This window comes from Microbulbifer sp. MLAF003, from assembly GCF_030012965.1.
GTDB lineage: Bacteria > Pseudomonadota > Gammaproteobacteria > Pseudomonadales > Cellvibrionaceae > Microbulbifer > Microbulbifer variabilis.
Genome location: NZ_CP120232.1, coordinates 3,342,590 through 3,369,567 on the forward strand (window position 1 = coordinate 3,342,590; position 26,978 = coordinate 3,369,567).

The 26,978-nt window shown below is 47.2% G+C and carries 21 protein-coding genes; 9 read left to right on the forward strand and 12 right to left on the reverse strand.

Annotated elements, in window-relative coordinates; genetic code table 11:
- Window positions 1-12: 12 nt before the first annotated feature.
- The 3 genes from P3339_RS16030 to P3339_RS16040 form a co-directional block, all read right to left on the reverse strand.
- Window positions 13-435, reverse strand: a complete 423-nt coding sequence (locus P3339_RS16030; RefSeq protein ID WP_282951156.1) for a hypothetical protein — start codon at window positions 433-435, stop codon at window positions 13-15.
- Window positions 436-554: 119 nt separating this feature from the next.
- Window positions 555-1,001 (reverse strand): hypothetical protein, encoded by a 447-nt coding sequence (locus P3339_RS16035; protein ID WP_282951157.1) that lies wholly within the window; start codon window positions 999-1,001, stop codon window positions 555-557.
- Window positions 980-1,627 (reverse strand): hypothetical protein, encoded by a 648-nt coding sequence (locus P3339_RS16040; protein WP_282951158.1) that lies wholly within the window; start codon window positions 1,625-1,627, stop codon window positions 980-982. Before P3339_RS16040 ends, P3339_RS16035 begins: the two co-directional genes overlap by 22 nt.
- Before the next feature lie 186 nt (window positions 1,628-1,813).
- Between P3339_RS16040 and P3339_RS16045 the strand changes: the two genes are divergently transcribed.
- Entirely contained in the window at window positions 1,814-2,221 is a 408-nt protein-coding gene (locus P3339_RS16045) for a hypothetical protein (RefSeq protein WP_282951159.1), read from the forward strand.
- A 249-nt stretch (window positions 2,222-2,470) separates the two neighbouring features.
- On the opposite strand, the gene P3339_RS16050 is transcribed toward P3339_RS16045, so the two are convergent.
- Window positions 2,471-2,977: a hypothetical protein gene (locus tag P3339_RS16050; RefSeq protein WP_282951160.1), complete on the reverse strand. Its 507-nt coding sequence runs from the start codon at window positions 2,975-2,977 to the stop codon at window positions 2,471-2,473.
- Entirely contained in the window at window positions 2,967-4,742 is a 1,776-nt protein-coding gene (locus P3339_RS16055; RefSeq protein WP_282951161.1) for an RHS repeat-associated core domain-containing protein, read from the reverse strand. Before P3339_RS16055 ends, P3339_RS16050 begins: the two co-directional genes overlap by 11 nt.
- Window positions 4,743-4,793: 51 nt before the next feature.
- On the opposite strand from P3339_RS16055, the gene P3339_RS16060 reads away from it, so the two are divergent.
- Together P3339_RS16060 and P3339_RS16065 are read left to right on the forward strand one after the other, a co-directional pair.
- Window positions 4,794-5,003: a hypothetical protein gene (locus P3339_RS16060; RefSeq protein ID WP_282951162.1), complete on the forward strand. Its 210-nt coding sequence runs from the start codon at window positions 4,794-4,796 to the stop codon at window positions 5,001-5,003.
- A gap of 293 nt (window positions 5,004-5,296) precedes the next feature.
- A complete protein-coding gene (locus P3339_RS16065; RefSeq protein ID WP_226643980.1) occupies window positions 5,297-5,437 on the forward strand; it encodes a hypothetical protein in 141 nt (46 codons plus the stop codon).
- Window positions 5,438-5,463: 26 nt separating this feature from the next.
- Here the strand turns inward: P3339_RS16065 and P3339_RS16070 are convergent, their stop codons facing one another.
- From P3339_RS16070 to P3339_RS16100, 7 genes are all read right to left on the reverse strand, one after another.
- On the reverse strand, window positions 5,464-5,907 hold the full coding sequence (locus P3339_RS16070) for a hypothetical protein (protein WP_282951163.1): 444 nt from the start codon (window positions 5,905-5,907) through the stop codon (window positions 5,464-5,466).
- 8 nt (window positions 5,908-5,915) lie between these two features.
- Complete coding sequence (locus P3339_RS16075) at window positions 5,916-6,374, reverse strand: hypothetical protein (RefSeq protein WP_282951164.1); 459 nt, start codon at window positions 6,372-6,374, stop codon at window positions 5,916-5,918.
- Between the two features lie 74 nt (window positions 6,375-6,448).
- The gene (locus P3339_RS16080) at window positions 6,449-6,787 is read right to left on the reverse strand and encodes a hypothetical protein (RefSeq protein WP_282951165.1); all 339 of its coding nucleotides are present in this window, start codon (window positions 6,785-6,787) and stop codon (window positions 6,449-6,451) included.
- 190 nt (window positions 6,788-6,977) lie between these two features.
- Complete coding sequence (locus P3339_RS16085; RefSeq protein ID WP_282951166.1) at window positions 6,978-8,759, reverse strand: RHS repeat-associated core domain-containing protein; 1,782 nt, start codon at window positions 8,757-8,759, stop codon at window positions 6,978-6,980.
- Window positions 8,760-8,810: 51 nt separating this feature from the next.
- The gene (locus P3339_RS16090) at window positions 8,811-9,179 is read right to left on the reverse strand and encodes a hypothetical protein (RefSeq protein WP_282951167.1); all 369 of its coding nucleotides are present in this window, start codon (window positions 9,177-9,179) and stop codon (window positions 8,811-8,813) included.
- Complete coding sequence (locus P3339_RS16095) at window positions 9,172-16,635, reverse strand: RHS repeat-associated core domain-containing protein (RefSeq protein WP_282951168.1); 7,464 nt, start codon at window positions 16,633-16,635, stop codon at window positions 9,172-9,174. Before P3339_RS16095 ends, P3339_RS16090 begins: the two co-directional genes overlap by 8 nt.
- Before the next feature lie 307 nt (window positions 16,636-16,942).
- Entirely contained in the window at window positions 16,943-18,688 is a 1,746-nt protein-coding gene (locus tag P3339_RS16100; RefSeq protein WP_282951169.1) for a fibronectin type III domain-containing protein, read from the reverse strand.
- A 1,519-nt stretch (window positions 18,689-20,207) separates the two neighbouring features.
- On the opposite strand from P3339_RS16100, the gene P3339_RS16105 reads away from it, so the two are divergent.
- From P3339_RS16105 to P3339_RS16130, 6 genes are all read left to right on the forward strand, one after another.
- The gene (locus P3339_RS16105; protein WP_282951170.1) at window positions 20,208-21,014 is read left to right on the forward strand and encodes a VCBS domain-containing protein; all 807 of its coding nucleotides are present in this window, start codon (window positions 20,208-20,210) and stop codon (window positions 21,012-21,014) included.
- Window positions 21,015-21,028: 14 nt separating this feature from the next.
- Complete coding sequence (locus P3339_RS16110; RefSeq protein ID WP_282951171.1) at window positions 21,029-21,577, forward strand: hypothetical protein; 549 nt, start codon at window positions 21,029-21,031, stop codon at window positions 21,575-21,577.
- A 17-nt stretch (window positions 21,578-21,594) separates the two neighbouring features.
- Window positions 21,595-21,888 (forward strand): hypothetical protein, encoded by a 294-nt coding sequence (locus tag P3339_RS16115; protein WP_282951172.1) that lies wholly within the window; start codon window positions 21,595-21,597, stop codon window positions 21,886-21,888.
- A gap of 742 nt (window positions 21,889-22,630) precedes the next feature.
- Window positions 22,631-23,071 carry an efflux RND transporter periplasmic adaptor subunit gene (locus P3339_RS16120; RefSeq protein ID WP_282951173.1) on the forward strand — a complete coding sequence of 147 codons (441 nt, stop codon included), beginning with the start codon at window positions 22,631-22,633 and terminating at the stop codon, window positions 23,069-23,071.
- A 200-nt stretch (window positions 23,072-23,271) separates the two neighbouring features.
- Entirely contained in the window at window positions 23,272-23,541 is a 270-nt protein-coding gene (locus P3339_RS16125) for a hypothetical protein (RefSeq protein ID WP_282951174.1), read from the forward strand.
- 160 nt (window positions 23,542-23,701) lie between these two features.
- The gene (locus tag P3339_RS16130) at window positions 23,702-26,800 is read left to right on the forward strand and encodes an efflux RND transporter permease subunit (protein WP_282951175.1); all 3,099 of its coding nucleotides are present in this window, start codon (window positions 23,702-23,704) and stop codon (window positions 26,798-26,800) included.
- Window positions 26,801-26,978: the final 178 nt, after the last annotated feature.

Genomic DNA, 26,978 nt, shown 5'->3' on the forward strand with positions numbered 1-26,978 from the left:
TTTCATATCTCCCTATCTGCGTGTATCTTGAATAGCACTCACAGAATTAATATACAAAACCGAGTTATATACATAGATATACCAATGAGCATATCTCGTTAGATAAAGCTGTTCACCACAAGAGACACTATCGGCAACTCCCTCAACAACTTCAAATTTCCCACTATTTATTAACTGCCGACTTATCGTCTCTAGCATCCCATCCGCAACTATCTCTAACTGCGGTCCACTGACAACCAAGTATTTTAGCTCACCTTTATCTATTGCATTATTCGCTTCTACAACAGGGTCTTTCAAAAAATATTTACGCAGTATCTCAGCTTCTTTACACGAAGAATTTTTGTCGTACGTCTTTGATTGAGACAAACTATACAACCTATCCATATCTTCATTTAAGTGAGAAATAAACTCTTTTTTATTAAATTGATTTACCACTTCATCACTCTGAACAAAAACAGAACTTAAGATCAAAATCACACTAAAAAAATTTTATTAATCATAGTTTATTGCTTATATGCAGCGTGAAAATTGCTCCAGATCCATACTGATTCCGACTATTCATGATAGCAAGATAGGCGTTTAACCTCTTGCTCCTCATTAGAGATATCAAAGGAGCTAACAGATCGAATATTTTTTAATGATAATTTACCAGCGGCAGGTGAAACTGAAAAATTCCCAACGATAGTCGCATAAGACCATGGACATTTTTCAAATACAGCTTCAGATGCAGAAGATCTATCAAAATTTATTTTGTTCACCGTGTTAGTAATTAATGCATCAATTTTCCTAACGAACAAGCCTCTACTAGGACCATTCCTTCCACCAATATAACCGGACACCATCACAAGCTGGCCATCATATTTTTCAGGCTCGACTATGAGCTTATAAATTGATACATGCTTCGCTAATTCACCTCCCTGTACATTACAAGCAAGTAAACTGACTAGCCCTACATAGATAATTTTAGCAATCGTTTTTGTCAACATGGCCCATCTTTCCATCCAGTTCTCATACATTGATCCTGTTGAAATCTCCAGCTAGTTTTATACCAAGGATAACTATTATTATTAATAGTCACAGAAACAGGCCCATCAATTTGACTAGACCAGTTTAGATAAACCCCTTTACTCCATTGTTCTGGAGACCGCCATGTCCCAGTTACATCATTAATAGCTACAGCAGCTATATTTACTTCGTCAAGATCAACAGAAAATGAGGTGCCCGCAAACCCTTGATTATCTGGGTTAATCAAATAACCACCCTCCACGTCTGCTGGAAAGGGTTGTGATAGAATATACTTCCCATCGACCTCATATACATACATTCCTAAGTGTTGACCTTCCCAAATTGAGTTTGCATCTTCAAGGCCACGTCTAAGAGCATCAAGTCGCGAATGAGCGTTACCAATAGCCTCATCTAGCGGAGATCTGCTCTTTTGTGCAGTAGGATGATTCTCATGATTAAAGGCCCTGGAAAACGCCGCGGTTATCGCCCCATTGGCAAATTTGCCTCCAGAGACCACCGAGGCTGTGCCGCCCACAAGCGCCGCTGCAACGACCCTCGTCGCACTAAAGCCAGCGTTGTCCGCATCTATTAAATCGATACCCCCGGCAAGGGCCTGGGTCACACCCGCTGCGGCAAAGCCGTGTTTAATGAGCCGCAGACAGTAAACCACCGGTAACCGAGTGAGCAAAGACTTTCACTGCATAGCCAGCGCCTGACCGCCGACAGGCGGCTAAAGCCGAGGGACGTTTGTGCCCCTCTTGGTGCTTGGCTAGAACGGTGGTGCCGCTTCTTCGATGGCTTCGATCAGGTGCCGGCATTCCTGTTGCAGCAGCCTCACGTAGTACTGCCATTCGGTATCAAGCCGCTTCCAGGCTTCGATAACGCTCCAGCCTTGCGGCAGGTATTCCATGCGCTCCGTTATGAACGCGGCGGCAATTTGTTCGCTGGTGCTGACTCCGCTGCTGCCGGTTTGCAGCAGGCTTTGGGTGGTTTGGATGCCGGACGCGTGATCGCGGAACTCAGTTTTGGATTCTGGACCAGCCTACTGGATCGGCGCTATAAACAGGTACTGTGGCCTCGCCTGCTAAAAACTGCCTTCCCAGAAATGCCCCGCCGCCTGCGCACCCGCAACAACCTTTCCCGACGCTTTCAGCGCATCTGCCATCTGCGCAACCGGATTTTCATCATGAACCTATCTGGCATTGGCAAGACCTAGCCCAGCAACATCGGGACACACTGGAGGCCATTACCTGGATTGCGCCAACGGCGCGGGAGCTGGTGGCCGCCGTGGATAGGTTTCCCGACATTCACCAAACAGGGCTTGACAAGATCGAGCAATAGCTCAGGCGGTTTTGCTGACCCACAAAAACAACAAAGCCCCGGCAGATTATCCTGCTAACATCAGAAACTAATCACTAAAGCTAGTGCCGAACTCAGCTACCAATAATGGCGGTTAACTGGAATTTTAGGGCTTAATAATCGTCCAACTTTCCGTTGCGCTATCAAAATATTTATTAAAGGACACAAGCCCCTCAGCCAATGAATATAAAAACACCGTCCTTTGCAAAGAAAAAGATGACTTACTCCCGGTTAGCTTACGCTTCAAATCATCAGTAGCTTTTGATTCTATAAAATATAATTTTTCCCCCGCACCACCATTTTCCGATAACACTTCAAACCTATACCCAGAGAACTCCCACTTGTCACCTTTTGATAAAGGAATCTTAGGAACAGAGAAAACTAAAAATGGGGTAGACGTTACAATACATTTGTACCTTTTACTATTTTCACAAACCGTATAATTCCAACTAACATCGTACTCATTATTATGGAATTGACCATTTTTATAAAAGTCAATGTTCATTGGAATTTCACTCCCTCCTTGAATTCTGAAAGATAACTCTCTTTGATCTGCGATTGCAGAAGACATTAAAGCTAAATATAAAATCAATGTAAGGAAATTAGTCTGCATAAACTCTCCTCGCCCAATTTACAGCCCTCGAAGTAGCATCTTTTTCCCAGGGAGCAGTCTCACGGGAAGGTACAGGATCAACCCAATTGTTTACCATTTTGATGTTGGATGGATGCATATGAGCCAATTCATGTCTAAAAACAAACATTTCATATTGACTGGCATTTAAAGACTTAATAAATACTGCTTGTGCAGGCGTAGCCTCTACCGGAGCGCCAAGGGCAGTAAAAAATCTTGGACCAACAGTGATCTCTCCTGATCTTGAATTAATTACAGCAACACCACGATAAGAACTATCGTAACTAACCGTTAGTTTTTCAGCATTAGGTCTCGCATAACTCGAAGGATATTCCGTTTCACCAATTATTTTCTTAAATTCACTTAATCGTTTATCAAGATAAGCCTGCCTCTCTCCTTCTGGTACAACACTTTCCGTTCCACCTGCTGAATCATAGGATGTAGAGGGCTTTCTTTGCCTATCCTGCCCTATCGAGCTCATCAATGAAGCAAAAGCCGCCGTCACCGCTCCATTGGCAAACTTACCACCCGATACTGCAGAGGCTGTACCGCCAACGATCGCGGCTGCAATGACTCTCGCCGCACTAAAGCCAACATTGCCAGCATCTATTGAATCTATACCTCCTGCAAAGGCCTGGGTCACACCCGCTGCGGCAAAGCCGTGTTTAAACTTCCCTCCCTGCGCTTCTGAGAGTAAGCCACCAGTCACTGAGTGAGCAAAGACTTTCGCTGCATAGCCATAGCTATTCAGACCAGTGCCCATTACTCCTTTTCTGACAACCCCTTTCGTTGCCCATGTCGCCCCCTGAAAGGCATTGCCAATGCCCATAAATGCCACAGCACTGAAGGCACCAAAAAAGGCCCCCTTCACCGTGCCACTTTGCACCGCTCCCGCCGCGGCGCCGCCGGCAGCGGCCCAGCCCACCGCCGCTGCATAATTTGTACCTTGCAGGGCCACGAGAGACTGTCCCCCGGTCCAAATGGCAATGGCCACGGCGACCACCGGCTTCACCACAGAGTCCCGGTACTTATTCCAAGAACTATACCCCGAAGGATCCGTATAAGTCAGCGGATTATTGTGCACATAGGCGTAGCGGTTGTAGCCCTGGACCGAGGTGATTCCATCAATCAGCGGATCTGCGGAGACAAAGCGGGCCAGGGTCGGGTCGTAGACCCGTCCGTTCATATGGATCAGGCCCACCTCATCCAGCATTTCATGGCCGGTATAACCGCGATTGCTACTCAGGTGATTGAAGGCTCCCACACTGAGGGCGCTAACCGTATTTGCAGGCGCGCCGGCAATTTGTTCCCAGCTCAGTGCATTGCGGCGTTTGCCCCAGGCATCAAAGCTGTAAACCAGTTTGTTACCAGCAGCATCTTTGGCAACCTGACCGGTGCTATCGGTAATTACATCCAGGGAACCCTGGAGGTCTTTGTGTAAATACTGGGTGCTGGTACCGGCAATTTCATCCGATGCATTCAGCTCGATACGCTCGATAGCAACCCCTGCGATATTGCGGCGATAAAAGCTCTTGATAGTGGCACCGGTGGTGCTGCGCTCAATCACTTTCTCGACGCTGCCGATCTGCAAGGTGGTCACTGTGCCTTTGCCGTTGTCATCCACCCGCTTGAAGCGGCTGCGGTCCGGGCCGTAAGAGAAGCGCGTATCGTGGCCACCTTTACTAATCAGGCTGGGTTTATCAAAGACGGAGTAATCCAGCGTACGACTGCCTGAGTCGCTACTCATATTGCCGTTGTCGTCGTAGTGATAGCTGGTATTGCCGGCTTTGGTTACGGCATGAGGGCGTGGGCCACTGTACTCATAACTACCGATGCCCGTTTTATAGGTGATATTGCCGGCATCATCGTAGCGTACCTCCTGGGTAGCAGCCTGACTGCCGGCCAGATTGCTATCGCCATGAGCATCACCATTGACTCACTGGTATTCGATGAAGACGAGCGTGGACCGGATGAGCAGCTAAGGCTGCAATTTGAAGCTATCAGCTAACTGCCAACAGAAGAGAAAGAGATCGTCAAGGAGTTGCTGGATGGGATGATCATCAAGTATCAATCCCGGCGCTGGGATACCAAGCGGCAGATCAGTTAAATAAAAAGCCCCGCTGGGGTCACCAGCGGGGCTTTTAGTGGACATCCAGAAACAGGCTATTTATTTGAAATTAGGATGATTTGACATAAAACAACTGATATAAAACCAAGAGCGAACACCCGCCGGCCAACCTGCTGGTAGACCTGGCGCAGGCCCTCAAGGTCAGCACGGACGAGCTACTCGGTGTTAAGCCGGTGAAGAAGATCAAGCAACCGGATTCCAGATTGCTGCGACGGATGCAACAGATTGAGAAGCTGGACGCCGCCACCAAGCGGCAGGTGATTCAGGTGATCGATACGTTTATCGAGAATGCCAAGCTGAAGAAACAAGCTTGATAGGCCATAACGACAAAACCCAGCTTTTAGCGCTGGGTTTTACATACTTTATGGCTTCTTCTTGCTCCATGGGTATACTTTTTTTCCTTATCCTTGTGTAAAATTTCAACAGTTTTTTTCCCTTCAAAATCTTCTACTGGAAACTCATGGGGCACAATATCAGCTTCAGGATTCCACCTAACTTCATATGGACCAGCCTCATTGATTTTGAAAAAGAAACTTCCATCCTTACCTGTTTTTACTGTCGCAATCTTCTCCCAACCACGCATTGAGAATAAGGGCTTTTTTAATTTAAACAAGGATACCTCTATATCAACTAGCGGTTGCTTTGAAGACTCATATAAAATCCTGCCCTCTAACATTTTACCATCCTCTAATGACTCTCCGTTTAGTTGAGCACACACAACAAGAAGAAAGAAAAAGACTCCGAATTTTAACAAAATAAATTTTCTATATAGTTGTCGAACCATAATATATCTCAAAAAGAATCCAAGGAATGTCGAATGATATTTAGGTGAGATACAGGAACGTCACTACTATAGTTTGCGCCAGTAAAATTCGTTTGATTTACATTTATAAATGAAGATGATACAGGACTACCCCAATAGGGATTACTACCCCACCATCCAAAACGACCACCTGTTCTTGGGTTACGCTGATAGAAGTTATGCGCTTGACCAATGTTATTATATTTCAATTGAAAGGTTGTGCTATCTGATAAGCTATGTACATCAAAAGTGACTAGATGAGAAACACTGACACCCTGTTTGCCAAGAGCATTGGTAACGTTGATAGCTGTATTTCCGCCTCGACTGTAACCGAATATTAAAACGTCTTTGCCTTCTGCAGCCCCAGCACTAAGGTAATCAACAATTTTTCCTTCCTGGTTGGCCTTAAACATTTGACCTCCCATATCAGTTACAAGAGCTTCTAACACAGGATTATCACCTGCATTCGGACCACCCGCTCCATAAATTCCAGCAACAACCTTTCCCTTTTGTGCAAATGATTTTAACTATTTTCTTTGCGAAGAGCCGATTGCAAGACTTTTATTGCTTCTTTACATATTTTTCTATCTGGCTGATTAACGCATGCAACTGGGTACCAATAAAAGCCCTTATATCTCTGAATATTATCTTTCTTCAAGTTTAGCTTTTTGAGAACTAGTGCAAAATCTGGCCTACTTGCATCAAAACTTTCAACTTCAATTACCGAGAAATCTGCATTCATGCTTTTGCAAGATTCTTTATTACACGGATTCAAATGAACCAAATACTTTCCTCCAAGTTTGGCCAAAGCATCTGACCACTGATTTTCACCATGGATAATTGAAAGCTTAGATACATCCACTCCCTTGAACTGTTCGATTACCCGAGTACTCACCCGATAAAACCCATCGGAGATCTCCCCTCTTCAACGATAACTAAAGCCACAATATTACTTTTATTATAAAGAGATAAAGTAGAGTTTTTGTCAGACCCAAAAGCACAGCTCCAATAAAAAAGAAAAAATATTGAAAACATAAATAATATTTTTTTCATTAGAATTTAAATTCCTCTGTTGTCCAACCTGCAGCTCCATAGGCGTGCATAGTCACATTCCCTCGTCCCCAATCACGCCTTATTTGACCAGAACTAGCATAACCTGTGGTCCACAAGTCGAAGCCCGTCAAACGATCCCCAGAGGCAAATATCCATCTACCTCCGGCATTAGCAATCGACCCTAAATCCCCAGTCCATGCATCCCTACCACTTGGGTGGCTATGCCATACACTATCACCAAGTCGAAACATCCCGTCATACACTCCCTCTGCATCATGAGCGGATCCAAAACCAATTTCTTTTATTGAAAAAGTCTTTTTATCAATGACGGCCCAAGCCTCAAGCCCAGATTGCTTAATATATGACATAAGGCCTTCATCTGTGTGCAACGCAGCGGCTGCTGATTTAGCAGAATCATATTTTCCTTGCATTACTCCCGACGCAAGCGATCTAAGCCTCTCTACACTTCCCTTTTGTGCAGTAGGATGATTCTCTTCATTAAAAGCCCTGGAAAACGCCGCGGTTATCGCCCCATTGGCAAACTTACCACCCGATACTGCAGAGGCTGTACCGCCAACGATCGCGGCTGCAATGACTCCCGCCGCACTAAAGCCAACATTGCCAGCATCTATTGAATCTATACCTCCTGCAAAGGCCTGGGTCACACCCGCTGCGGCAAAGCCGTGTTTAAACTTCCCTCCCTGCGCTTCTGAGAGTAAGCCACCAGTCACTGAGTGAGCAAAAACTTTCGCTGCATAGCCATAGCTATTCAGACCAGTGCCCATTACCCCTTTTCTGACAACCCCTTTCGTTGCCCATGTCGCCCCCTGAAAGGCATTGCCAATGCCCATAAATGCCACAGCACTGAAGGCACCAAAAAAGGCCCCCTTCACCGTACCGCTTTGCACCGCTCCCGCTGCCGCGCCGCCAATTAGCACCGCTGCCGTGGCCTGAGTACTAGTGACTGCCGTACCGAAGTAGCCCCAAGCCGCACCTGATGCAGTGCCAGCTGAGTAAATGGTAATTGCCAGAGCGATCGCCGGCTTCACCACCGAGTCCCGGTACTTATTCCAAGAACTATACCCCGAAGGATCCGTATAAGTCAGCGGATTATTGTGCACATAGGCGTAGCGGTTGTAGCCCTGGACCGAGGTGATTCCATCAATCAGCGGATCTGCGGAGACAAAGCGGGCCAGGGTCGGGTCGTAGACCCGTCCGTTCATATGGATCAGGCCCACCTCATCCAGCATTTCATGGCCGGTATAACCGCGATTGCTACTCAGGTGATTGAAGGCTCCCACACTGAGGGCGCTAACCGTATTTTCAGGTACACCGGCAATCTGCTCCCAGCTCAGGGCGTTGCGGCGCTTGCCCCAGGCATCAAAGCTGTAAACCAGTTTGTTACCGGCAGCATCTTTGGCAACCTGACCGGTGCTATCGGTAATCACATCCAGGGAGCCCTGCAAGTCTTTGTGTAAATACTGGGTGCTGGTACCGGCGATTTCATCCGATGCATTCAGCTCGATACGCTCGATAGCAACCCCTGCGATATTGCGGCGATAAAAGCTCTTGATAAAAGCACCGGTGGTACTGCGTTCAATCACTTTCTCGACGCTGCCAATCTGCAAGGTGGTCACTGTGCCTTTGCCGTTGTCATCCACCCGCTTGAAACGGCTGCGGTCCGGACCGTAGGAGAAGCGCGTATCGTGGCCGCCTTTACTAATCAGGCTGGGTTTATCAAAGACGGTGTATCCAGCGTACGACTGCCTGAAAAGCCCCACCGGGGTCACCAGCGGAGCTTTTTTAGGGATACACAGAAAGAATTGATACTCTTACTCTATGGATGACTTCGATTCGCTATTTCTTGTTAGAGTAATTTTTCCAAAATCTATAACTGAGTCAGACTCAGATCCAAGTGACATTGAATCTGAATTAAAAAACCATTTTCCAACTCCATCATCACAGACAATCTCAACTTCATATACGCGCGCCCTTCTCCCTACAACATAGTCCACAAAAAATTTTTCATTTATGTCATACGAAATAAGCTCGGCGCCATCTCTCTGCAAACTCAGCAAGCAATTCATAGGCTTTAATGTGGCTTCAGGAGTTGAAAGCTCACCTCGAAAAACAATAACATTTTCCCCAACACCCACACACGCACTTAAAAGCAAGCTCATTACAACAATGAATTTAATCACGGTATGAATCCTTTATCTGCTTAAATCGCTTGAGATTATTTTTCGCGAAGCCTTTAGCCTCAATTTCCCATTTATTATTATCATACCCATTTCTAGCATTCTCAATTAAATACCCCGTTCTTGTCATCCTTCCTGTATTCCACTGTTCAATAACGTGGTAATACTCCTCAAGAACAGTAAATGGCCGATCAAAAAAATGTTCTTTTGACTTCCTCAGGTAAATACTATCAACCCTTGTAGTAGCATAAGTATTTGTGACTTCTGTTCGCCAATCAAACTCAAATATGGAGATATTTACAACATCAACTTCAAAGCCGAATAGTGTTTCAATGGCCATCAAACTTAGAATTTCTTCTGTAGGAGCAGGCCCAAGGTCATAGCCCTCCCAGTCAAAATCATTATTTGCTTCTCTCTTTTGTTCAGGAGGGTGCCCCTCATCATTAAAAGCCCTGGAAAACGCCGCGGTTATCGCCCCATTGGCAAACTTACCACCCGATACTGCAGAGGCTGTACCGCCTACAACCGCCGCCGCAACTACTCTCGCCGCACTAAAGCCAGAGTTGCCAGCATCTATTGAATCTATACCTCCTGCAAAGGCCTGGGTCACACCCGCTGCGGCAAAGCCGTGTTTAAACTTCCCTCCCTGAGCCGCAGACAGTAAACCACCGGTAACCGAGTGAGCAAAGACTTTCGCTGCATAGCCATAGCTATTCAGACCAGTGCCCATTACCCCTTTTTCGACAACCCCTTTCGTTGCCCATGTCGCCCCCTGAAAGGCATTGCCAATGCCCATAAATGCCACAGCACTGAAGGCACCAAAAAAGGCCCCCTTCACCGTGCCACTTTGCACCGCTCCCGCCGCGGCGCCGCCGGCAGCGGCCCAGCCCACCGCCGCTGCATAATTTGTACCTTGCAGGGCCACGAGAGACTGTCCCCCGGTCCAAATGGCAATGGCCACGGCGACCACCGGCTTCACCACAGAGTCCCGGTACTTATTCCAAGAACTATACCCCGAAGGATCCGTATAAGTCAGCGGGTTGTTGTGCACATAGGCATAGCGGTTGTAGCCCTGGACCGAGGTGATTCCATCAATCAGCGGATCTGCGGAGACAAAGCGGGCCAGGGTCGGGTCGTAGACCCGTCCGTTCATATGGATCAGGCCCACCTCATCCAGCATTTCATGGCCGGTATAACCGCGGTTACTACTCAGGTGATTGAAGGCTCCCACACTGAGGGCGCTAACCGTATTTGCAGGCGCGCCGGCAATTTGTTCCCAGCTCAGTGCATTGCGGCGTTTACCCCAGGCATCAAAGCTGTAAACCAGTTTGTTACCAGCAGCATCTTTGGCAACCTGACCGGTGCTATCGGTAATTACATCCAGGGAACCCTGGAGGTCTTTGTGTAAATACTGGGTGCTGGTACCGGCAGTTTCATCCGATGCATTCAGCTCGATACGCTCGATAGCAACCCCTGCGATATTGCGGCGATAAAAGCTCTTGATAAAAGCACCGGTGGTACTGCGTTCAATCACTTTCTCGACGCTGCCGATCTGCAAGGTGGTCACTGTGCCTTTGCCGTTGTCATCCACCCGCTTGAAGCGGCTGCGGTCCGGGCCGTAAGAGAAGCGCGTATCGTGGCCACCTTTACTAATCAGGCTGGGTTTATCAAAGACGGAGTAATCCAGCGTACGACTGCCTGAGTCGCTACTCATATTGCCGTTGTCGTCGTAGTGATAGCTGGTATTGCCGGCTTTGGTTACGGCATGAGGGCGTGGGCCACTGTACTCATAGCTACCGACGCCCGTTTTATAGGTGATATTGCCGGCATCATCGTAGCGCACCTCCTGGGTGGCAGTTTGGCTGCCGGCCTGATAGAGGCGCGCATAGCGCAGGCGGTTGAGGCCGTCGTACTCAAAACGTTCCTGCAGGTCCTTGCGGTAGCTGCCATCGCCACTGAGGTCGGTTTTAGAGAGCAGATTGCCGATAGTATTCCAATCGTAATGCAGGTTCTGCACCTGACCCACACCGGGATTGATATCCGTTAAGATACTGGTGAGGCGGTGATGTTGTGGATCGTAGGCATAGGTAGTGGTGAGGCCGTTACCTAGCAACACTTCTTCCACCTGGCCACGCAGATTCATGCGCTTAACCCGGTAATAGTAACCACTGTCTGCGGGGGCGGTTACATCGCGCACACCCACTTTAAAGCCATAGTTGTTGTAGACAGTTTCTACACCGCGTAAATAATCCCCATTATCGCCCACCTGCTGATTGCTGGCGTCGAAACTGCGGCTAACGCGGCTGTATTGGTCGTAGGTGACTTTTTCATAAAAGTCCCCATCACCATCGAGTACACCGAGCCCGGTATTCGTTTCACCCAGACGACCGTAGGTATCGTATTGCAGCAGCTTGAGGTAATTGACATCCTCCAGATTGGCATTGCAACCGGCGGCAATAGCGACAGGGGCCTGGGCTACGGCCACCAGTTTGCCTTCGAAGCGGAATTTGGAATCACAGCCGGGATCCTGGTCGTAGTACCAGCGGCTGAAGTTCTGCAGAGTGCCCGTTTGGCTATTGCTATCGAAGCTGGTGTAATCGGCGCGAGTCACCATACGGCCGAGGGCGTCATAGCTCATGGCGGTGCCCTGCCCCTTGGCATCTTTCTGCCAGGCCAGTTCACCAAAGCCGGTGTAACCGTAGGTCCAGGTGCCCTTATCCGGGTCTACCATGCGGGTCTTGCGGCCGAGATTATCGTACTCAATGTTGGTCGCTGAAGTTTCACCACCGCCGCTGTTAAGGGTACGCACCTGTTTGAGGTTGCCATCGGCATAGTAGCTGTACTGCAGTTTGCCGCCGATATTGTCGGTAACCTGAGCCAACTCACCGAGGGCGTTTTTCTCCGTTACTTTACTTTGCTGGGCACAGTTCGTAGCAGTTTCCGTGAGGCCATTATAAGTGATCGTGCTGTCACACTGGCCACTGGGGGTATCCACATTAGTGGTGCGACCGAGAATATCGTAGGAGTAAATGGTCCAGCGTGGAGAGCCGCCGCTGCCATAAGGGTCGGAAACCTTTTTAACGCGGGACTGTTCATCGTACTGGGTATCGACAAACACTGGATTACCATGGAAATCCTGAGTTTGTTTACGGATCTCTCGACCCAGTCGATCGTGGTACATCACGCTCTGGCTCTGATCGATACCGGCTGTGGTCACTTTAAAGTGAGCTGGCACACCGGCTATTGTGGGGCAGCCACCACTGTCAGCACAGAGTGTGCTCAAGGTAGTAGCATGGCTGCCGGTCTCGTGGTGTTCAAAATAGCGATTGCCGAACGGGGAATAGGCATAGTGCGTTTCCACACCGCTGATATCCAGCACGCGCTGCGGTTGGCCGAAGGGGTCCATCTCCAGAGCTTGCTCGGCAGTCTGTTTGAGTTCATTAACCCGATTTAATGCGTAGCGGCCATAGCCGTCAAAACCCGTGCGACTGGTACGGCTTTCGCCCTGCGCATTGGTTACCGTGGATGCAACACGATTGCCGAAGCGGTCATGCTCATAGTGGGTGTGTAACTCTTGTGCGCTACCTTTAGCTACCCACTCATCGGTTAACAGGCCAGTCTGGTTATCGTAATCAAAATGAGCGGTTCGCGTGATTTGCGGTGCTACCAGAGCACCATATCGCTGGGTGGTGACGCTGCTCTCACGCAAGCGCGCCAAATGCCAGCGGTCACTGCTCACCACATTGTCGTATGTGTTACTTGTAGATTTGCTCTGCACCAAGTTATTAGAAGCATCATAGTGCTTCACAGTTACCGAGCTGACATTGCCATATTGAATATCATTGGCTGCGGTGTAGTTGGTGGTTGTCACCACCTTGCCAAGGTAACTCCCGCTCAGGCTGTAAGATTTGTCCTCCGCTTGGCTGATATAGGGCATTACCGTTTTGCCCGATACCGGTGCTATGGATTCCAAGGTATTGATAGAGCAGCTGATCAGGGTGAGTCCACTACCCTCACAGGTAGCCGGGGTTTTGATATTACTGGCATTGGACTCAATCACCTTGGCCGTCTGTGAAGGCATACCAATAAAGGGATAATCCTGGCGGTAGTGAGTGGTGGTCTTCACTTGGTTTTGCGGGTCATAGGTCGTAACCGATTCAAAACCGAGAAAGCCGCGCCCACCGCTCTGCATGCGCCCACCGGCATAGTGGTAATGGGCCTCAACCGTATTGTTATTGTCATTGGCCGCCGGTGCATCGGAGATTACTTTCTGTACCACGTACATCGGTGAGTAGAGATCGAATACCGGTGAACTGCGCCCGTAGTTCAGTTTGAAAGAACCCAGTTTACGTGAGTAGACACTAGTGCTGGTATCATTCAGGCGCGCGTAGCGGATTTCCGTTTTCACCCCAAAGCCATTCACTACAGACTCAAGAACATCCACCGGCTTGTCGGCATGTTTGGGCTTAAAGACACGCACATATTTATCTGTAGCGCCTAGACCACTAAAAAAGCCTGAGTGATTGCGCATATCATCGCAATGATTTTCCTGCTCATCGCGGTTCGCACAGTTCTCGACTATTTCAGGTCGCCCATCACCAGTCAAATCCATCACCAAATGGCTGTGATCATTGGTATCGGCGCCGAACAGCAAGCTAGTATCAATGGCGCTGCCAAAACCATTGGAATGGTTGGGCAGCACATAGAGGTACTGGTATTCGTTGTTTTCTTTATCGTTGGCATTGGGATAGAGAATGTCCACCAGGCCATCCATATCCCAGTCATATAGCTGGATTTTATCGTCCACAGCCCCTGGAAGTGTTCCCGTGGAGATAAACCCTTCACCAGTAAAGTAATATACGCCCCAATCCCAGTCTGCGCTGGGGCGGAATAACATGTCTGGCAGACTATCGCCATTGAGATCCGCGATCCGGTGCTCGGCATCATCCACCTGTGCTATCTCTCCGTTGAGTGCACGATGGAATACCGCCCTGTGGCTATTATCGCCCTCTGACATCAGTACAACGAAGTGATTGTCGGTCACATGACTTTGATTGTTGCAGTCGCTCGGTGCCTCGATACAAGTCCAATCTGTCTGCATTATCGCAGTCAGATCGGCAATACCGTCACCATTGAAATCGGCCACCATATCCGTATTACGCAGTTTCACTCGAGTGGTGCGTAGGAAATTTGCTGAGGACACTCCTCCGGGAGCGCTGACCGTGGGCAGGGATAAGCTGCGAGTCGTCTCAGAGCTTTTGAAGGAGAGTGTTCCGCTACTGCTGCGCTGCAGCTCACGGATTTTCATGGTGGGCGTATCACTCACTGAAGGAAGGCCCACAGCGTGAGTAAATGACAGGAAGTCCGGCAAGCCGTCGGCATTAAAGTCGTGCATCTGACCCAGCTGATCTTTCTGATAGCTGATTGCCGTGGGGTTATCAGTGCTGCTAAACCCGCTACCATTAGACAAATTCACGGCCCAGTGGGTGCCGGTGTCATCTATCGGCGCGTGGAGCAGATCATCCTTACCATCGTTGTTATAGTCCAACAGATGCCATTCCTTGCGCTCATTGGCGCGGATACGCATCTGTTCGGATTGCAGGGCCAACTCCCCCTCGGCAGTGCCCAGGGCAACACGGAGATAGCGTTTGCCATGACTGCCGTCGTAACGAATAAACACCAGATCTGTGAGTCCGTCACCGTTGACATCTCCATACTTGCCACCCTCGTAACCGGAGTGGAAGATATTAGGATTAGCAGCCGCACTCACCATGCCCGCTCCGGCAAACTGGGCATAAGTAAATATCGTGGGCTTGCGACAGTTACCCTGCACACACTCCTCAACCTCTTCGAGCAGTAAACGGCCAGTAGCGCTTTCCTGGTAGCTGAAGTTGTAGCTGCGCAACTCCATCGAGTCCGCAGTGGATGTAATTGCGGTGAGTCTGCGGGTTGATGCCGTTTTTTGTCCGAAACTGTATCCGTAGCGTTTATCGCTGCGGCTGGTATCGTAGTGGAACTGAATCCGATTCAGCGTTGCATCGTGACCATTCGCAGAGTAATCGACCGCCTCTATCAAGTGCTCCCCGAGCGCGGTGTCTTTCAGGTAGGTGTATTCGATACGGTTGCCAACACTATCCTCCTGGGTATTCAGATACCAGGTCTTCTCCTGCTGTGCATCCTCATGCATACCGTAATAAGAGATAGAGCCATCCTTGCGGTACACTTCAAAACCCTGGCCGCTACCTACCGGACTGGAAACCAGCCGTACCTGCACAAAGCTGTCCAGGCTTGTACGGTACTCGCTGCCGAGGCTACCGTACTGACCCGACACTAGTTTCAAACGCTGGCCATCCAAACAGAACCGATCGAAGACGCTGCCATTGGCACCGTCCTCTTCAAAAGTTCTACGGCAAGCGCTAATAGCGGACAATCCACTAATTCCCCAACCGGCCCCGAGCGGGCCGTTACTGCCGGAGCTGCTGTAAGTCACACTGAGCGCCGGGGTACTGCCACCGGATGAAGGGCCCACTTGCAGCGGAATGGTATAAGTCGCCGCGCCGGATTCACTCACACGGAATTCCCCGGGCAAGATGCCGACGCGATCGGAGGCCAACACACTTGGGTCGGTAGTAGATAGTGCCGAGGCTTTGTAAGGGGGCACCGCCACGATTACAGGTGGTGGGGTCTGGTCAACCTGAACAATATCCGTGGCAACCGTATTTGAGCAGCTACTAAAACTCGATACCTGGTTGCAGGCGCGCACCTGATAGGCGAAGAAGCCATTCTCCAACGACAGCTTTTTGCTCAAACGCGTTAAGTCTGTATGTTTACTCGGTGCGTTTTCATCCCAACTTACTGGCCCCTCTGCCGACGATGCGGTACCGGCAATAATCTCATAGTGCACTATCGTGCCACTAGCACTACCCCAAGTGAGATCAACCTCACCGGTGCGCGAGAAAGTTGTCGATAGATTAGGGGATTTGGGTGCACCTGGAGTTTTAGCGACGATAACAGATTGAACATTGCTGGCTGTGGAGCAAGCACGCAGATTACAAGCTATCAGGTAGTAACTGTAACTGCCATCATCTCGCTGAAGCGTGGTGCCAGAGAGAGGCGCTGGATTCGCAGAGCTCGTGGTTAATTCTTCAAGTAGCTTGCCGCCTTCGTAGAGCTTGTACCTGTAAACTTGCTGGGCAGAGCGGTCACTCCAGTTCAATTTAAGTGTACCGGTAGAACTGTTAGTAATGGTATCCAGCGTCGGGGCCGTAGGTATGGGTTGATTCCGTACCAGCAGTCCAACCGATGTACTCCAACTATTACTACAGCCAGAGGAATTACAATTTTTACTGCGGAACTCCCAATTACCATCGGTAAGCCCGGTTACGGAAAAGGTACTGCTCCCAGCAGAGCCGTAGGAACTATCTGCCGGCCAGTCGCTTTCCGCTTTTCTTTTTGCCAACGCACCGACTCGATAGGGCCAGAGCTATTGGAGGTTAATCCCACAGAACCGTCATAACTACTGGATACGCTTGCAAGTAAACTTGATGGGCCTGGCTTCAAAATAATATTGGCTGTCTCCGGGCCAAAATTATTTAATGGCTCGCCTTCTTGGCAGCCTCCGCCGGGAATCCCAACGGAACAGTACCAGGTCGTGAGGAAGTAAGAGTAACTACCACTGGTGCTTATGGAGTCGGTAAACGTACCCTGCTTACTTACTGATTCTTTCCAGCCAGAGTCATAAATAGTAGTGGAACCTCGCTTCAGGGTTATCCTTTGTGCCTGCGCGTCGATATTCCAAGATAATTTGACAGACCCGCCGTTAATTGACTGAATCGCCAAAACTGGCAGGCTGACAGCAACAGTCTTGCTACTCGACCAGCCACTGCAGGCCTCAACACCACCATACGTCTTACAAGCTCTAACCCGATAGGAATAATTTCCGTTACTGCTCTGGCTAAAAGGTTTACTGGTTCCGGCCAAACTCCAGCTGCCAGAAGCATTACCGGACTGAGCCAATATATATCTTGCCGCTCCGGTAACCGGGCTCCAACTGACGCTATAGGCACCAGTTGAACTACCCGGTAGCGTGAGGTTCCCTGGCACAGCGGGGGGCGAGATACTATGACCGTCGAGGAACTTTTAAAAGCCGTGGTGACACTGCCTTTGACCGCGGCAACCCGATAGATGTAGCTGTCACTGCCCCGCCCGCTTAAGGTTGTTTGCGTTCCGCTACCACTGTAGACCTGAGTCCAGGAGCCGTTGTTTTTTTGCTCCTGTAAAACATATTTGTCCGCACCGGCAACTTGCGACCAAGATACAGTCACACTGCCAGTAGTGCTCGATGCTGGTACTGTAATCGATTGAGGGATACTAATTACCGTAACCGTGGAGGACTGCTTATAGAGGCCAGTGGTACTACCCTTGACTGCGGCAACACGGTAACTGTAGCTGCCACTACCACGACCAGTTAACGTTTTTTGCGTTCCGCTACCACTGTAGACTTGAGTCCAAGAGCCGCCATTTTTTTGTTCCTGAAGTAAATATTTGTCCGCTCCAGAAACTGCCGCCCAAGATATTGCCAAAATGCCATTGGCACTCGCAACAGGCACACTAATAGAGAGTGGAGACCTGACTACAGTAACAGTAGTAGAGTATTTAAATGCACCAGTAATACCGCCCTTGATCGCGGCAACACGATATAGATAACTACCGGTACTGCGACCAGTTAAAGTATTGGACGTCCCTATACCATTGTAAACCTGAGTCCAGGCTCCGCCGTCTTTTTGTTCCTGAAGAATATATTTTTCCGCAGCGTAAACGGAAGACCACGACACAGCAATACTGCCGTAAAGATTTGTTACTGGCACCCCAATTGAATGTGGGGTTCTAACCACCGTAATACTCTTTGAAGATGTATAGCTGCTACAACCAGAGATGCAAGCACGAGCCCGAAACTCATACTTTCCAGTTATCAGGTCAGAAAAGTCCTTATAAAGGGCAGAGCCCGAGTAAACCATCTTCCAAGTGGTACTACCTTCAATTTTTCGCCAAAGTTCATAACTTTTTGGTTTTACGGAAGCAGCGCCCCACTGCACTCTAATATTGCCTGATGTACTAGTAGATGGGAGAGAAATAGATCCCGGGGGAGTAGCGTTAGGTTCGAGAGTAACTTTAACCGTATGGCTGCCGAGGGAAATTTTCTCAATATCCCATTCCTCACAGCGACCCCCAAACCCCCAAATCAAACAAAGCCTACTCCAGGCGTCATACCTATAAGTCCCTGTTGATGAAACAGTGATTGATGCAGAACTTCCACTGACTGCAATATCTCTCACCCGAGAACCGTTTTTATACTCGGTAAGATACTCAGGGGTTCCAGTTAATGTTAACGTAAATTTTCCTGTAGAACTGGATGAGGGACCCGATACGCCAGCCAGGGCCAGAGCAGGTAGCCAAAGAAAAAATAATCCAGACAACCAGGCACTGGAAAGTGCACTAAAACTCTTGGACACAGCAAAAATACTCTTATTATGCAAACTATAGTTCTCTCCCACCTATTTCAAGAATTAGGTGGGATCGGCAGTATAGCCGAGCGTCAATACTCCTCCAATTACAGCTAATAACAAGCGCCTTTTCGCGGAAAAAATCAACCAATAAGACAGTTTATAATGAATTGACAGGCTCTATTTTTCTACTCTAAATCCTCTATATTGTTTATTGTTTAAGCAACCCCATCCCATATAAATCTTCACCTCAAAAGACCTTATTAGAAACTAACAAATAAGAAAATAAATACATCAAAACACCAAAAATTCGTGCTTGGGGCAGCTATTATACTGCATCGACTGCCACAGCATCGCTTTTCCAGGTCATCCACGTACTTTCATTAAATTACTAAACTTACTGGTTGATTGCATAACCCCCAATACTAGAAACCATGAAAAAACAGCACCTATGGCAGCAAAAAATCAACTCCAGAAAAAAGTGATTCCCTATCATTAAAATATATTCTTACAGTCTAGGACCCTCCTTTTATGAGTAGGCATCCACCATCAATTAACATTGAGGATCACAACAAAAAGTAAACCTATTTCGACCAAAAATTATCAACGGAAGCCAGCCTAACAACGTCATCCCTAAATTTAACAGGTGATTTCCAATCTTTAAAACACCAAGTACCTAGCCTCCACTTGTAATTAGAAGTAAACAAATACTCTCTCAAGCTACGGCAGAACAACCTCAAGTTACCAATGTAGAGGCGAAGAACACGATAAACTTCATTAGCACTCTAGATTCTAAGAACACCAGTGAGATACCCGCAGCACAATAATATAGTGCTACTCCCTATCAGCATTTGCTAAATTGCATCTCACCAAATCCAAATACACCAATAATAAGGCTGCTATGCGGATCTTGAGTTCTCTCACTTATGACCTGCTGCCTGTCAACAAACTAATAACGGGTAATCAGGCCAACGGGGCAACCCTTTCACCATGCTAAAAAAGTAAGTCACACGGAGCACAAACAAACCAAAAAAGAAACACTGCTACCCCTTCCTCCACCCAGCGTCATTCCACTTAATAGCACTCCAGTAATGTCACCAATAGATAAAAAAACAAGATTGGATGCGATGTAGAAAAGTAACACCCGAAACCTGTTACTAATGCCCCACAAAGCTCCTAAACACTCAACAAGAAGACTGGTTTATTGCGTAAGGTGACTAATTGACCTTACTAAGTTATCAATCAGCCAAATCACAGGAACCGTACCAAATAACGACGGTCCACCAGATATCTATTTTCATCAGCTACCACGCATATACAGATAAGTAGAGAGAGCAATGCACGGTTCACTTAAGATATTTACCGCAATCACCTTATCCGCCCTTTTGGCCGCTTGTGGCGGCGGCTCCAGTGGAGGGGAAAGTACAGATACCCCTCAAGCTGACAGCGGCTCAAATACAGGGTCGGATACCGGAACAAATGGGGGAATTCGGATACCGGTGAATACACATTCAATCCAGCTAACCCCTTGGCCACCTTGGTTGTAGGTACCAGTGAGTATGCAGAGGGCACTTTGGAGCTGGAGGGCACTGATAGCAAAAGCCCTGGTTTCCAAGCGTCCACTATCGAAGGTCAATACGGTAGCTTTAAACTATATGATAGCGGGAACTGGGAGTACCAGCTAAATAGCAATACATCCAGTCTCAACAATGGTCAATCTGTAGAAGACACCATCTCTATTCAATTAACAAACGGAGATCAACACTCCATTACCTTTGCAATACAAACTATTGAAGCTACCGAAAATAGCATAGTTTTTATTCTGATGAATTTTTCAGATGCCGCTGTCACTGACGACGTTAGTATTTCACAACTCGCCAATATGACATTCAATGATACGGATTCTCTGGACAATACTTACAAAGAAAACTCCTTCGGCCAACTGAAATTTAAGCGCCATCTCATTAGCGACCAGTCACTCGCACAATACTGTTATGGAGAAGACAATAATGAGAGTAGCTCAATTGATTGCTTTGTTTATAGCATCCCCGATAGTCAAAGTGGGGGCGTACTAAGTGTTGGGAATGCCCAGGCTCGCTCTGGCTCCTCACAGGATGGTCAATATTCAGATGGTGGCTATACCTGGAGAGATAACGCTACCACCTGGATTCAAAATAACTTTGTAGATTCCAATAGCCGCCCTGTGAATCTCAATGACTGGAGACACCGTGTATTTATTTTTCCCCGAGCCGCAAATAATGCTGGCTTGGTTGGTACAGGAGTTGCTTCGGTACGGGGGGATGGAGCATCATTACCGCAGATACCGATCAACTAGTGATGGGGCATGAGTTGGGCCACAATATTGGACTTAGCCACGCCGGTAACGATGACAATAACGATGGCGATACCAATGACCAAGGCGAAAGCGAATACGGAGCTAATGGTGCCTTTATGGGTAACAGCTGGAAGTCACGGTTATTCGGTAGTGCCCATAGAGAATTTATGGGCTGGTATGAGAGCTTCCCTGGATATACTACAACCATCAGGCAGTCTGCTGGCAACAATGCCGATTATGTAGTGCAGGCCGTAGAGCTCACTGCAGGTGAACTCAATAGCTCTCTACCGCAACTTTTAAAAGTTGAAAGTAACGGCAGTACAAATGGAGAAAATCACTATTACGTGGAATACCATATTCCCCATAATGTTTTGAACCCCTATCCTCACCATGCAAATGCGGTAACAATTCATTATTTAAATGACGGAACCGCTAATCAAGTGGCAACCCTTACCACTACTGGCGATCAATTTAGTGACTCATCTGCTGGGGTCACCATTGAGCTTAAATCCAAGGACAGCAGTAATAACAGCGCCACTATTGCTGTTAACTACAGCAACTAGCAAATGAGGGCAAGACCATGAAATATTTCGTAACTATAATTATGTTAATTTCTTTAACCACTTATTCCCAAGCTGAGGAAACCGTAACTGGTGTATTGGAAGAAGAAATTTCCGAAAACTTTGAAACTGGAGAAATTGACCATAGATTCTCTATCAAGGATGAGAGCACCGGTCGATATTATTTTGTCGATGCAAAAGAATTAAAAGAAAAGGGAATGAAGTCTGGAGAGCGCGTAAGAATTAGAGGGGAGCGGCAGAAAAATCGCAGAATTAGGATTAGGGAGTCGCAAAGAATAGTATTGGAGAAATAGAAACTCTATTTATGGAGCAGACAAGACTATGCAAGTGTGCACTAGGCGTATTAAACATGCTTAGGCACACATACAGTTCTTTTCCTTGCCACCTACGACAGCAATAGAGGCTTCGACCCCCTCCAATTAATTTGCTATTTATTATTATAAAAACACTAAGGAACCAGCCAGCCACAAGTTGTCGCTGGCTTTTTTTACAAGGATGCGCAAATAAAAACTATAGTATCAGCTATTCTCCTTCGTGCCTTGGCTGCTAGTATCCAGCCAGTCTTTTGGACCCCGGAAGCACGAATTGACTATTTAATGATTCATAGCTGGGGATTAGATATCCAGCTGAAATGGTTCGAAAACGTCGACACTGAAATATGATGCCCTGATACTAAAACTTTCATATTAGTGAAAGATGAACCCGAGGCATATGATACGATAGTCTCACTTTTCTTGTCCGCATATATGGCAAAAACATCTGTAAGCTTCAGCCACTACGAATGCTACCGGGAAAAGATCTATTAAGATAGAAGATAAATAAAGCCTTGGCGCTCTTCTCTGCAGATATTCCTCATTTATAGGGAGTACACTAAGTAAACTAATTATCTTATCTCTTCTATCTCTCAACTGATCTCATTCGCCTTGCTGACTCTACTAGTAAAATACAGTCTTAGTCCCCTCACACAACATCAAGTTGCTTAGCAAATCGATTTTCGTCAATTATTTGCCATAAAAAATAAGAAAGCGATCAAGGATGAAAAAGACTATCAAAGTAGCAGCCGTTATGGTCTCGCTATCCTTTTCAACTGTACTATATCAATCACAGTGTTACGCTTCAGATCTGCAGAAAGTCAGGATACAACCTGCACAAGAATGGCTTCAAGCTACGCGGTCAATAATTTATTGCACAGTCAACTCTCCACCCCTAACACAAATTTCCAGTCATGCTGAAGCCGAACTGAAATCAGTAAAGCCTGTAGGATCTATTGTCAAGGCAGGGGAGCTGGTCGCAGAACAGGATGGATTTTACCTGTCCAGAGGTATGGATATCCTGAAAACAGACCTGGAAATTGCAGAACGTCAGCTTTCTCATGCTGAGGAGGAACTAGCCAGACTTATGCCTCTTCGCGAGGCTCAAATGGTTTCCCCTCTCAACTCAATGACCTTAAACTTAATGCCAGTACTTTCAGGCTGAGCAAGCAAAGACTTAAGCAACAACTTGAAATAGATCAGTATAGGTTCGAGCGACTGAAGCACTTTGCCTCCAGAGACAGCCAGGTTTTACAAGTCGAGGCACATCCTGGTGAGAGACTCACTCAGGGACAACGGATTCTCCAGCTTCTTCCCTTGAATGAGAAACAACTGGAGTGCTTGGTACCCAGGGATCAAGTAGGAATGAATTTAGCTATTCAAAAGAACGAATTTCGTTACGATGGAGAGCCGCTTTCCCTAAAAAACATCGGTCGAACCATGGACGGGGACACTCAGAATCTGTCCCTATACTTCGATGGCCACGGGAAGCACTTTGAGTCTCTGTTGGTGGGCCAACGTTTCCAGATCTCCATGCTCTCTCCTACAGGGCCTCGAGAAAAAGCAGGCAATATTACCAAGTTACCTTCCGATGCAGTGCTATTAGAGGGGGAAAGTACCATACATGGGCATTAGGACTGGAAAACAAAGTTCGTAAAGTCGAAGTTGAAATCCTGGATACACTTGCTGATCATTTTATTGTTATCTCAGAGATTCAGCCCGGCGATCAGCTTGTAGTTCTCGGTAATGGGAACCTGCAAGCAGATCAAGAAGTAGTACCGGTGGACCGCGACTCATGAAAATTATTGAAAAATATAGTCCGGTTATTATCAGTTGCGGCCTTCTTCTTATTTGCCTAGGTGTATTTTATGGGGTCAAAATTCCAAATACGCTACTACCAAATATAGACAGACCGCAAATAGCTCTTGCTACCTCTTGGCCGGGCAAGACAGCTATGGAAATAGAACAGGCACTTGTCGCCCCATTGGAGCAGGAGCTCTCCAGCCTTGGCTTTCTGGAGGAAATCCAGACCACCATTAGCAACGGGTTTGCCTGGACATTGATTACCTTTCATTCAAATGCCGATATGGAACAGATGTATATTGACGTTCTATCCCGGCTTAACCAAGTACCCAACTGGCCTAGCCAAGTATCTGCTCCCCGCCTATATAATTTTAGTAATGGTGCCGGAGCAACCTTGGCCAGTTTCTTTCTTTATTCCACTAACCAGGCCACTGAACAGGAGCTTTCCCAGGCATTCCGAGATCATGTTCAACCTGCATTTAGTAAGATTCCAGGCGTAGCCTCCGTTACTGTAGCCGGCACACCTATTGAGCAAAGGATAGATATCGAATTCGATCCCAGGGGCCTGACTCAGGCATCACTCACCATTAATGAAGTGCAGTCTCGCTTGAGTGACTTGGTTGACCGCTCTGGCGGTAATTTAACTATCGGATCAAGAGAATACGCCCTTCACTTTAAAGGCCAGATCCCTATTGCTGATATTGAGAAACTACCAATTGCTACCAGGGGGCCACATATTATTCGCCTAGGTGACGTTGCAAAAGTAAAAAATAGAATGGCCTCCGACTGGAATTATTTTGCTTTAGAAGGCAACCGCTCTTTCTATTTCTATTTAATGCCTACTGAGGATATTAATGTTTTGAATACCATCGATATGATCAAAACATTAATATCAGACCTAAATGAGGGAGAACTCGGTAGATTGGGAATGGAAGTGGCGATCAGCCGCGATGATTCCAAAAGCATTCGCAACTCATTGCAATTAGTCTATAGCAGCTTGATCCTGGGAGCTTTTCTCGCCTGCATTATTTTGTATTGGTTCTTGCGAGACTTTAGAACACTCGTATTGATTTTCACTAGCATACCAGCTTGTATTGCACTGGTAATTTTGGGTCTGTACCTGGGCGGAAGAAGCATAAATGTTATCTCACTAGCAGGTATTGCGCTCTCGATTGGCTTGATGGTAGATGCCGCCATTATTGTTATCGAGAATATCCAGCGTTTACGCGGCCAGGGAGCTAGCTTGCTAACCAGTATCAGGCAAGGGACTAAGGAGGTTACCGGCGCCTTGACAGCATCTACGATATCGAGTGTCATCGTCTTCTTACCTATCCTGGCGATGCAGTCAGCCACGGGGCAACTTTTTAAAGATCTAGCTTATACCATTTCCAGCGCACTTATTGCATCATTGTTATTTGCCCTCCTGCTCTTGCCAGCATTGGCACGACATCTTCTAAAAGGCTCACCGCAGGTAAATCCAAAAGGAAGAACTCAATCCCTTAATAGAATATTACAACGCTGGACTGCTATATCAGTGATACCAATTGGTCGAGTCACTTTTCGTAACTGCGTTTTAGTGCTTGGGTTACCTGTTGCCTTATTAGTGACTTATCTCAGTTCGCCCTCAGTCGATGTGCTTCCAGACCCCAAACAGGCGATGATTTCAACCTTTATAAACTTTGAAGGCCCTATGGCGGTTGAAGTTGTTGAGCGCGAAGTCGGTCAGGTAATTATGGATCGCATTGAACAAGGAAAAGGGAGATTCGAAGAGCAAATAGTTACTTATGGCACACTCTGTTATCCAACCATGTGTCACCTTTACATTTATACTCAAGGGGACTGGGATTTCGAAGCATTTAAGAAATGGATTGACAAGGATATTGTCTCCGGACTGATAGGTACCAGAATTCATACGCAGCAAGGGGGCCTTCTCCGGTTTGCAATGCCCAATAGCCGTGTAAGCCAACTGGATATCAAAGGAGCTGAACTACCGGTTCTTCAAGCAGCTGGGCGCGACTTATTAGAACATCTTCGTTCAGAGTTTCCTGGCGCACAAATTCTTGAAGGGAGCGCATTGAGCAATCGCGGATTGCGTATTGAATTTGAGCCCAACCAGGATCAACTGATTCGTATGGGAATGACATTACCGGAGTTTAATCGTCATTTGATGGCACTTACTGATGGCATTTATATCGGTAATTTTTACACAGGCACCAATACCCTTCCCTTCTACTTTAAAGCCAAAGAACCAGCCAACCTTGAGCAGCTCTTAAATACAGAAATTATGATTGCTGGGCAGGGCCTGATTCCTTTGAGGCAGTTAACGTCAGCACAGATTACGCAAGCTCCAGACAGCATTCTTCGTGTCGGCCAGGAAGTAAGTACCTCCCTAAATCTGACCCCACCAACGGGTGTTGCCATGAAGGATTTTACTGAGCAGGTAGATCGAAGCGTTTTAGCCTTTCTTAATAAGAGCCAGTATGGAGACCTGCACACCCAATTTCGGGGCAGTGCCAACGAGTTGAAATTATTTCTGCAGGAGTTCTTTCAGATCTTTTGTGTAGCTTTGTTGATTCTTGCATTGCTTATGTACTTTGCTCTCAGGTCCCTTAAATTAGCTTTGGCTGTTTTATTTGCAATTCCACTCTCCTTTGCCGGGGGCATGCTCAGTCTTCGTCTACTCAACCTGTTTGTAATGCAAAATCTAGATGTGATTACGATGATCGGATTCGTAATTCTGATGGGATTGGTAGTGAATAATGCGATACTTTTAGTGAATCAATTCCAAAGTTCCATTAATAAAGGCATGCATCAATTTGATGCCATTAAAAGTGCTGTGAGCTTGCGCATTCGTCCGATAATGTTAACGACCACAACCTGTATTTTTGGCAACCTTCCGTTAGTACTCAGTCCAGGAGACAGCGCCGCGATTTATCGGGGTCTTGCAACAGTGATTACCGGAGGCATGTTGTTCAGCGCTCTTTTTGTATTGGGCTTTATGTCTGCCATGCTATCTTTAAAAGTGTTTGCGGCACATCGGATAAATCCAACTTCGGTAGTTAGGGAACTTACACCCGAGGGCGGAATATAACCATTAAAGATTATTCTATTCAAAATTAAAAATGACCTTTGGCCAGTTTGAAAACACTGGCCTTAACCCTTGGCGACACAAAAGAGAGCTACTTGTTAGTTTTTCTCGCCAGAAAAAAGCAAGGATTCATATTCGAGCATTTTGTATCCACATTGTTAATACGACTATTAGCAGCCGC

Excerpts from the sequence above, each read along its gene's own strand:
- P3339_RS16035 (WP_282951157.1), bottom strand. The coding sequence starts at position 1,001 with ATGGAAAGATGGGCCATGTTGACAAAAACGATTGCTAAAATTATCTAT.
- P3339_RS16050 (WP_282951160.1), bottom strand. The coding sequence starts at position 2,977 with ATGCAGACTAATTTCCTTACATTGATTTTATATTTAGCTTTAATGTCT.
- P3339_RS16055 (WP_282951161.1), bottom strand. The coding sequence starts at position 4,742 with ATGAGTAGCGACTCAGGCAGTCGTACGCTGGATTACTCCGTCTTTGAT.
- P3339_RS16060 (WP_282951162.1), top strand. The coding sequence starts at position 4,794 with ATGAGGGCGTGGGCCACTGTACTCATAACTACCGATGCCCGTTTTATA.
- P3339_RS16070 (WP_282951163.1), bottom strand. The coding sequence starts at position 5,907 with ATGGTTCGACAACTATATAGAAAATTTATTTTGTTAAAATTCGGAGTC.
- P3339_RS16115 (WP_282951172.1), top strand. The coding sequence starts at position 21,595 with ATGAAATATTTCGTAACTATAATTATGTTAATTTCTTTAACCACTTAT.
- P3339_RS16120 (WP_282951173.1), top strand. The coding sequence starts at position 22,631 with ATGAAAAAGACTATCAAAGTAGCAGCCGTTATGGTCTCGCTATCCTTT.
- P3339_RS16125 (WP_282951174.1), top strand. The coding sequence starts at position 23,272 with ATGAATTTAGCTATTCAAAAGAACGAATTTCGTTACGATGGAGAGCCG.
- P3339_RS16130 (WP_282951175.1), top strand. The coding sequence starts at position 23,702 with ATGAAAATTATTGAAAAATATAGTCCGGTTATTATCAGTTGCGGCCTT.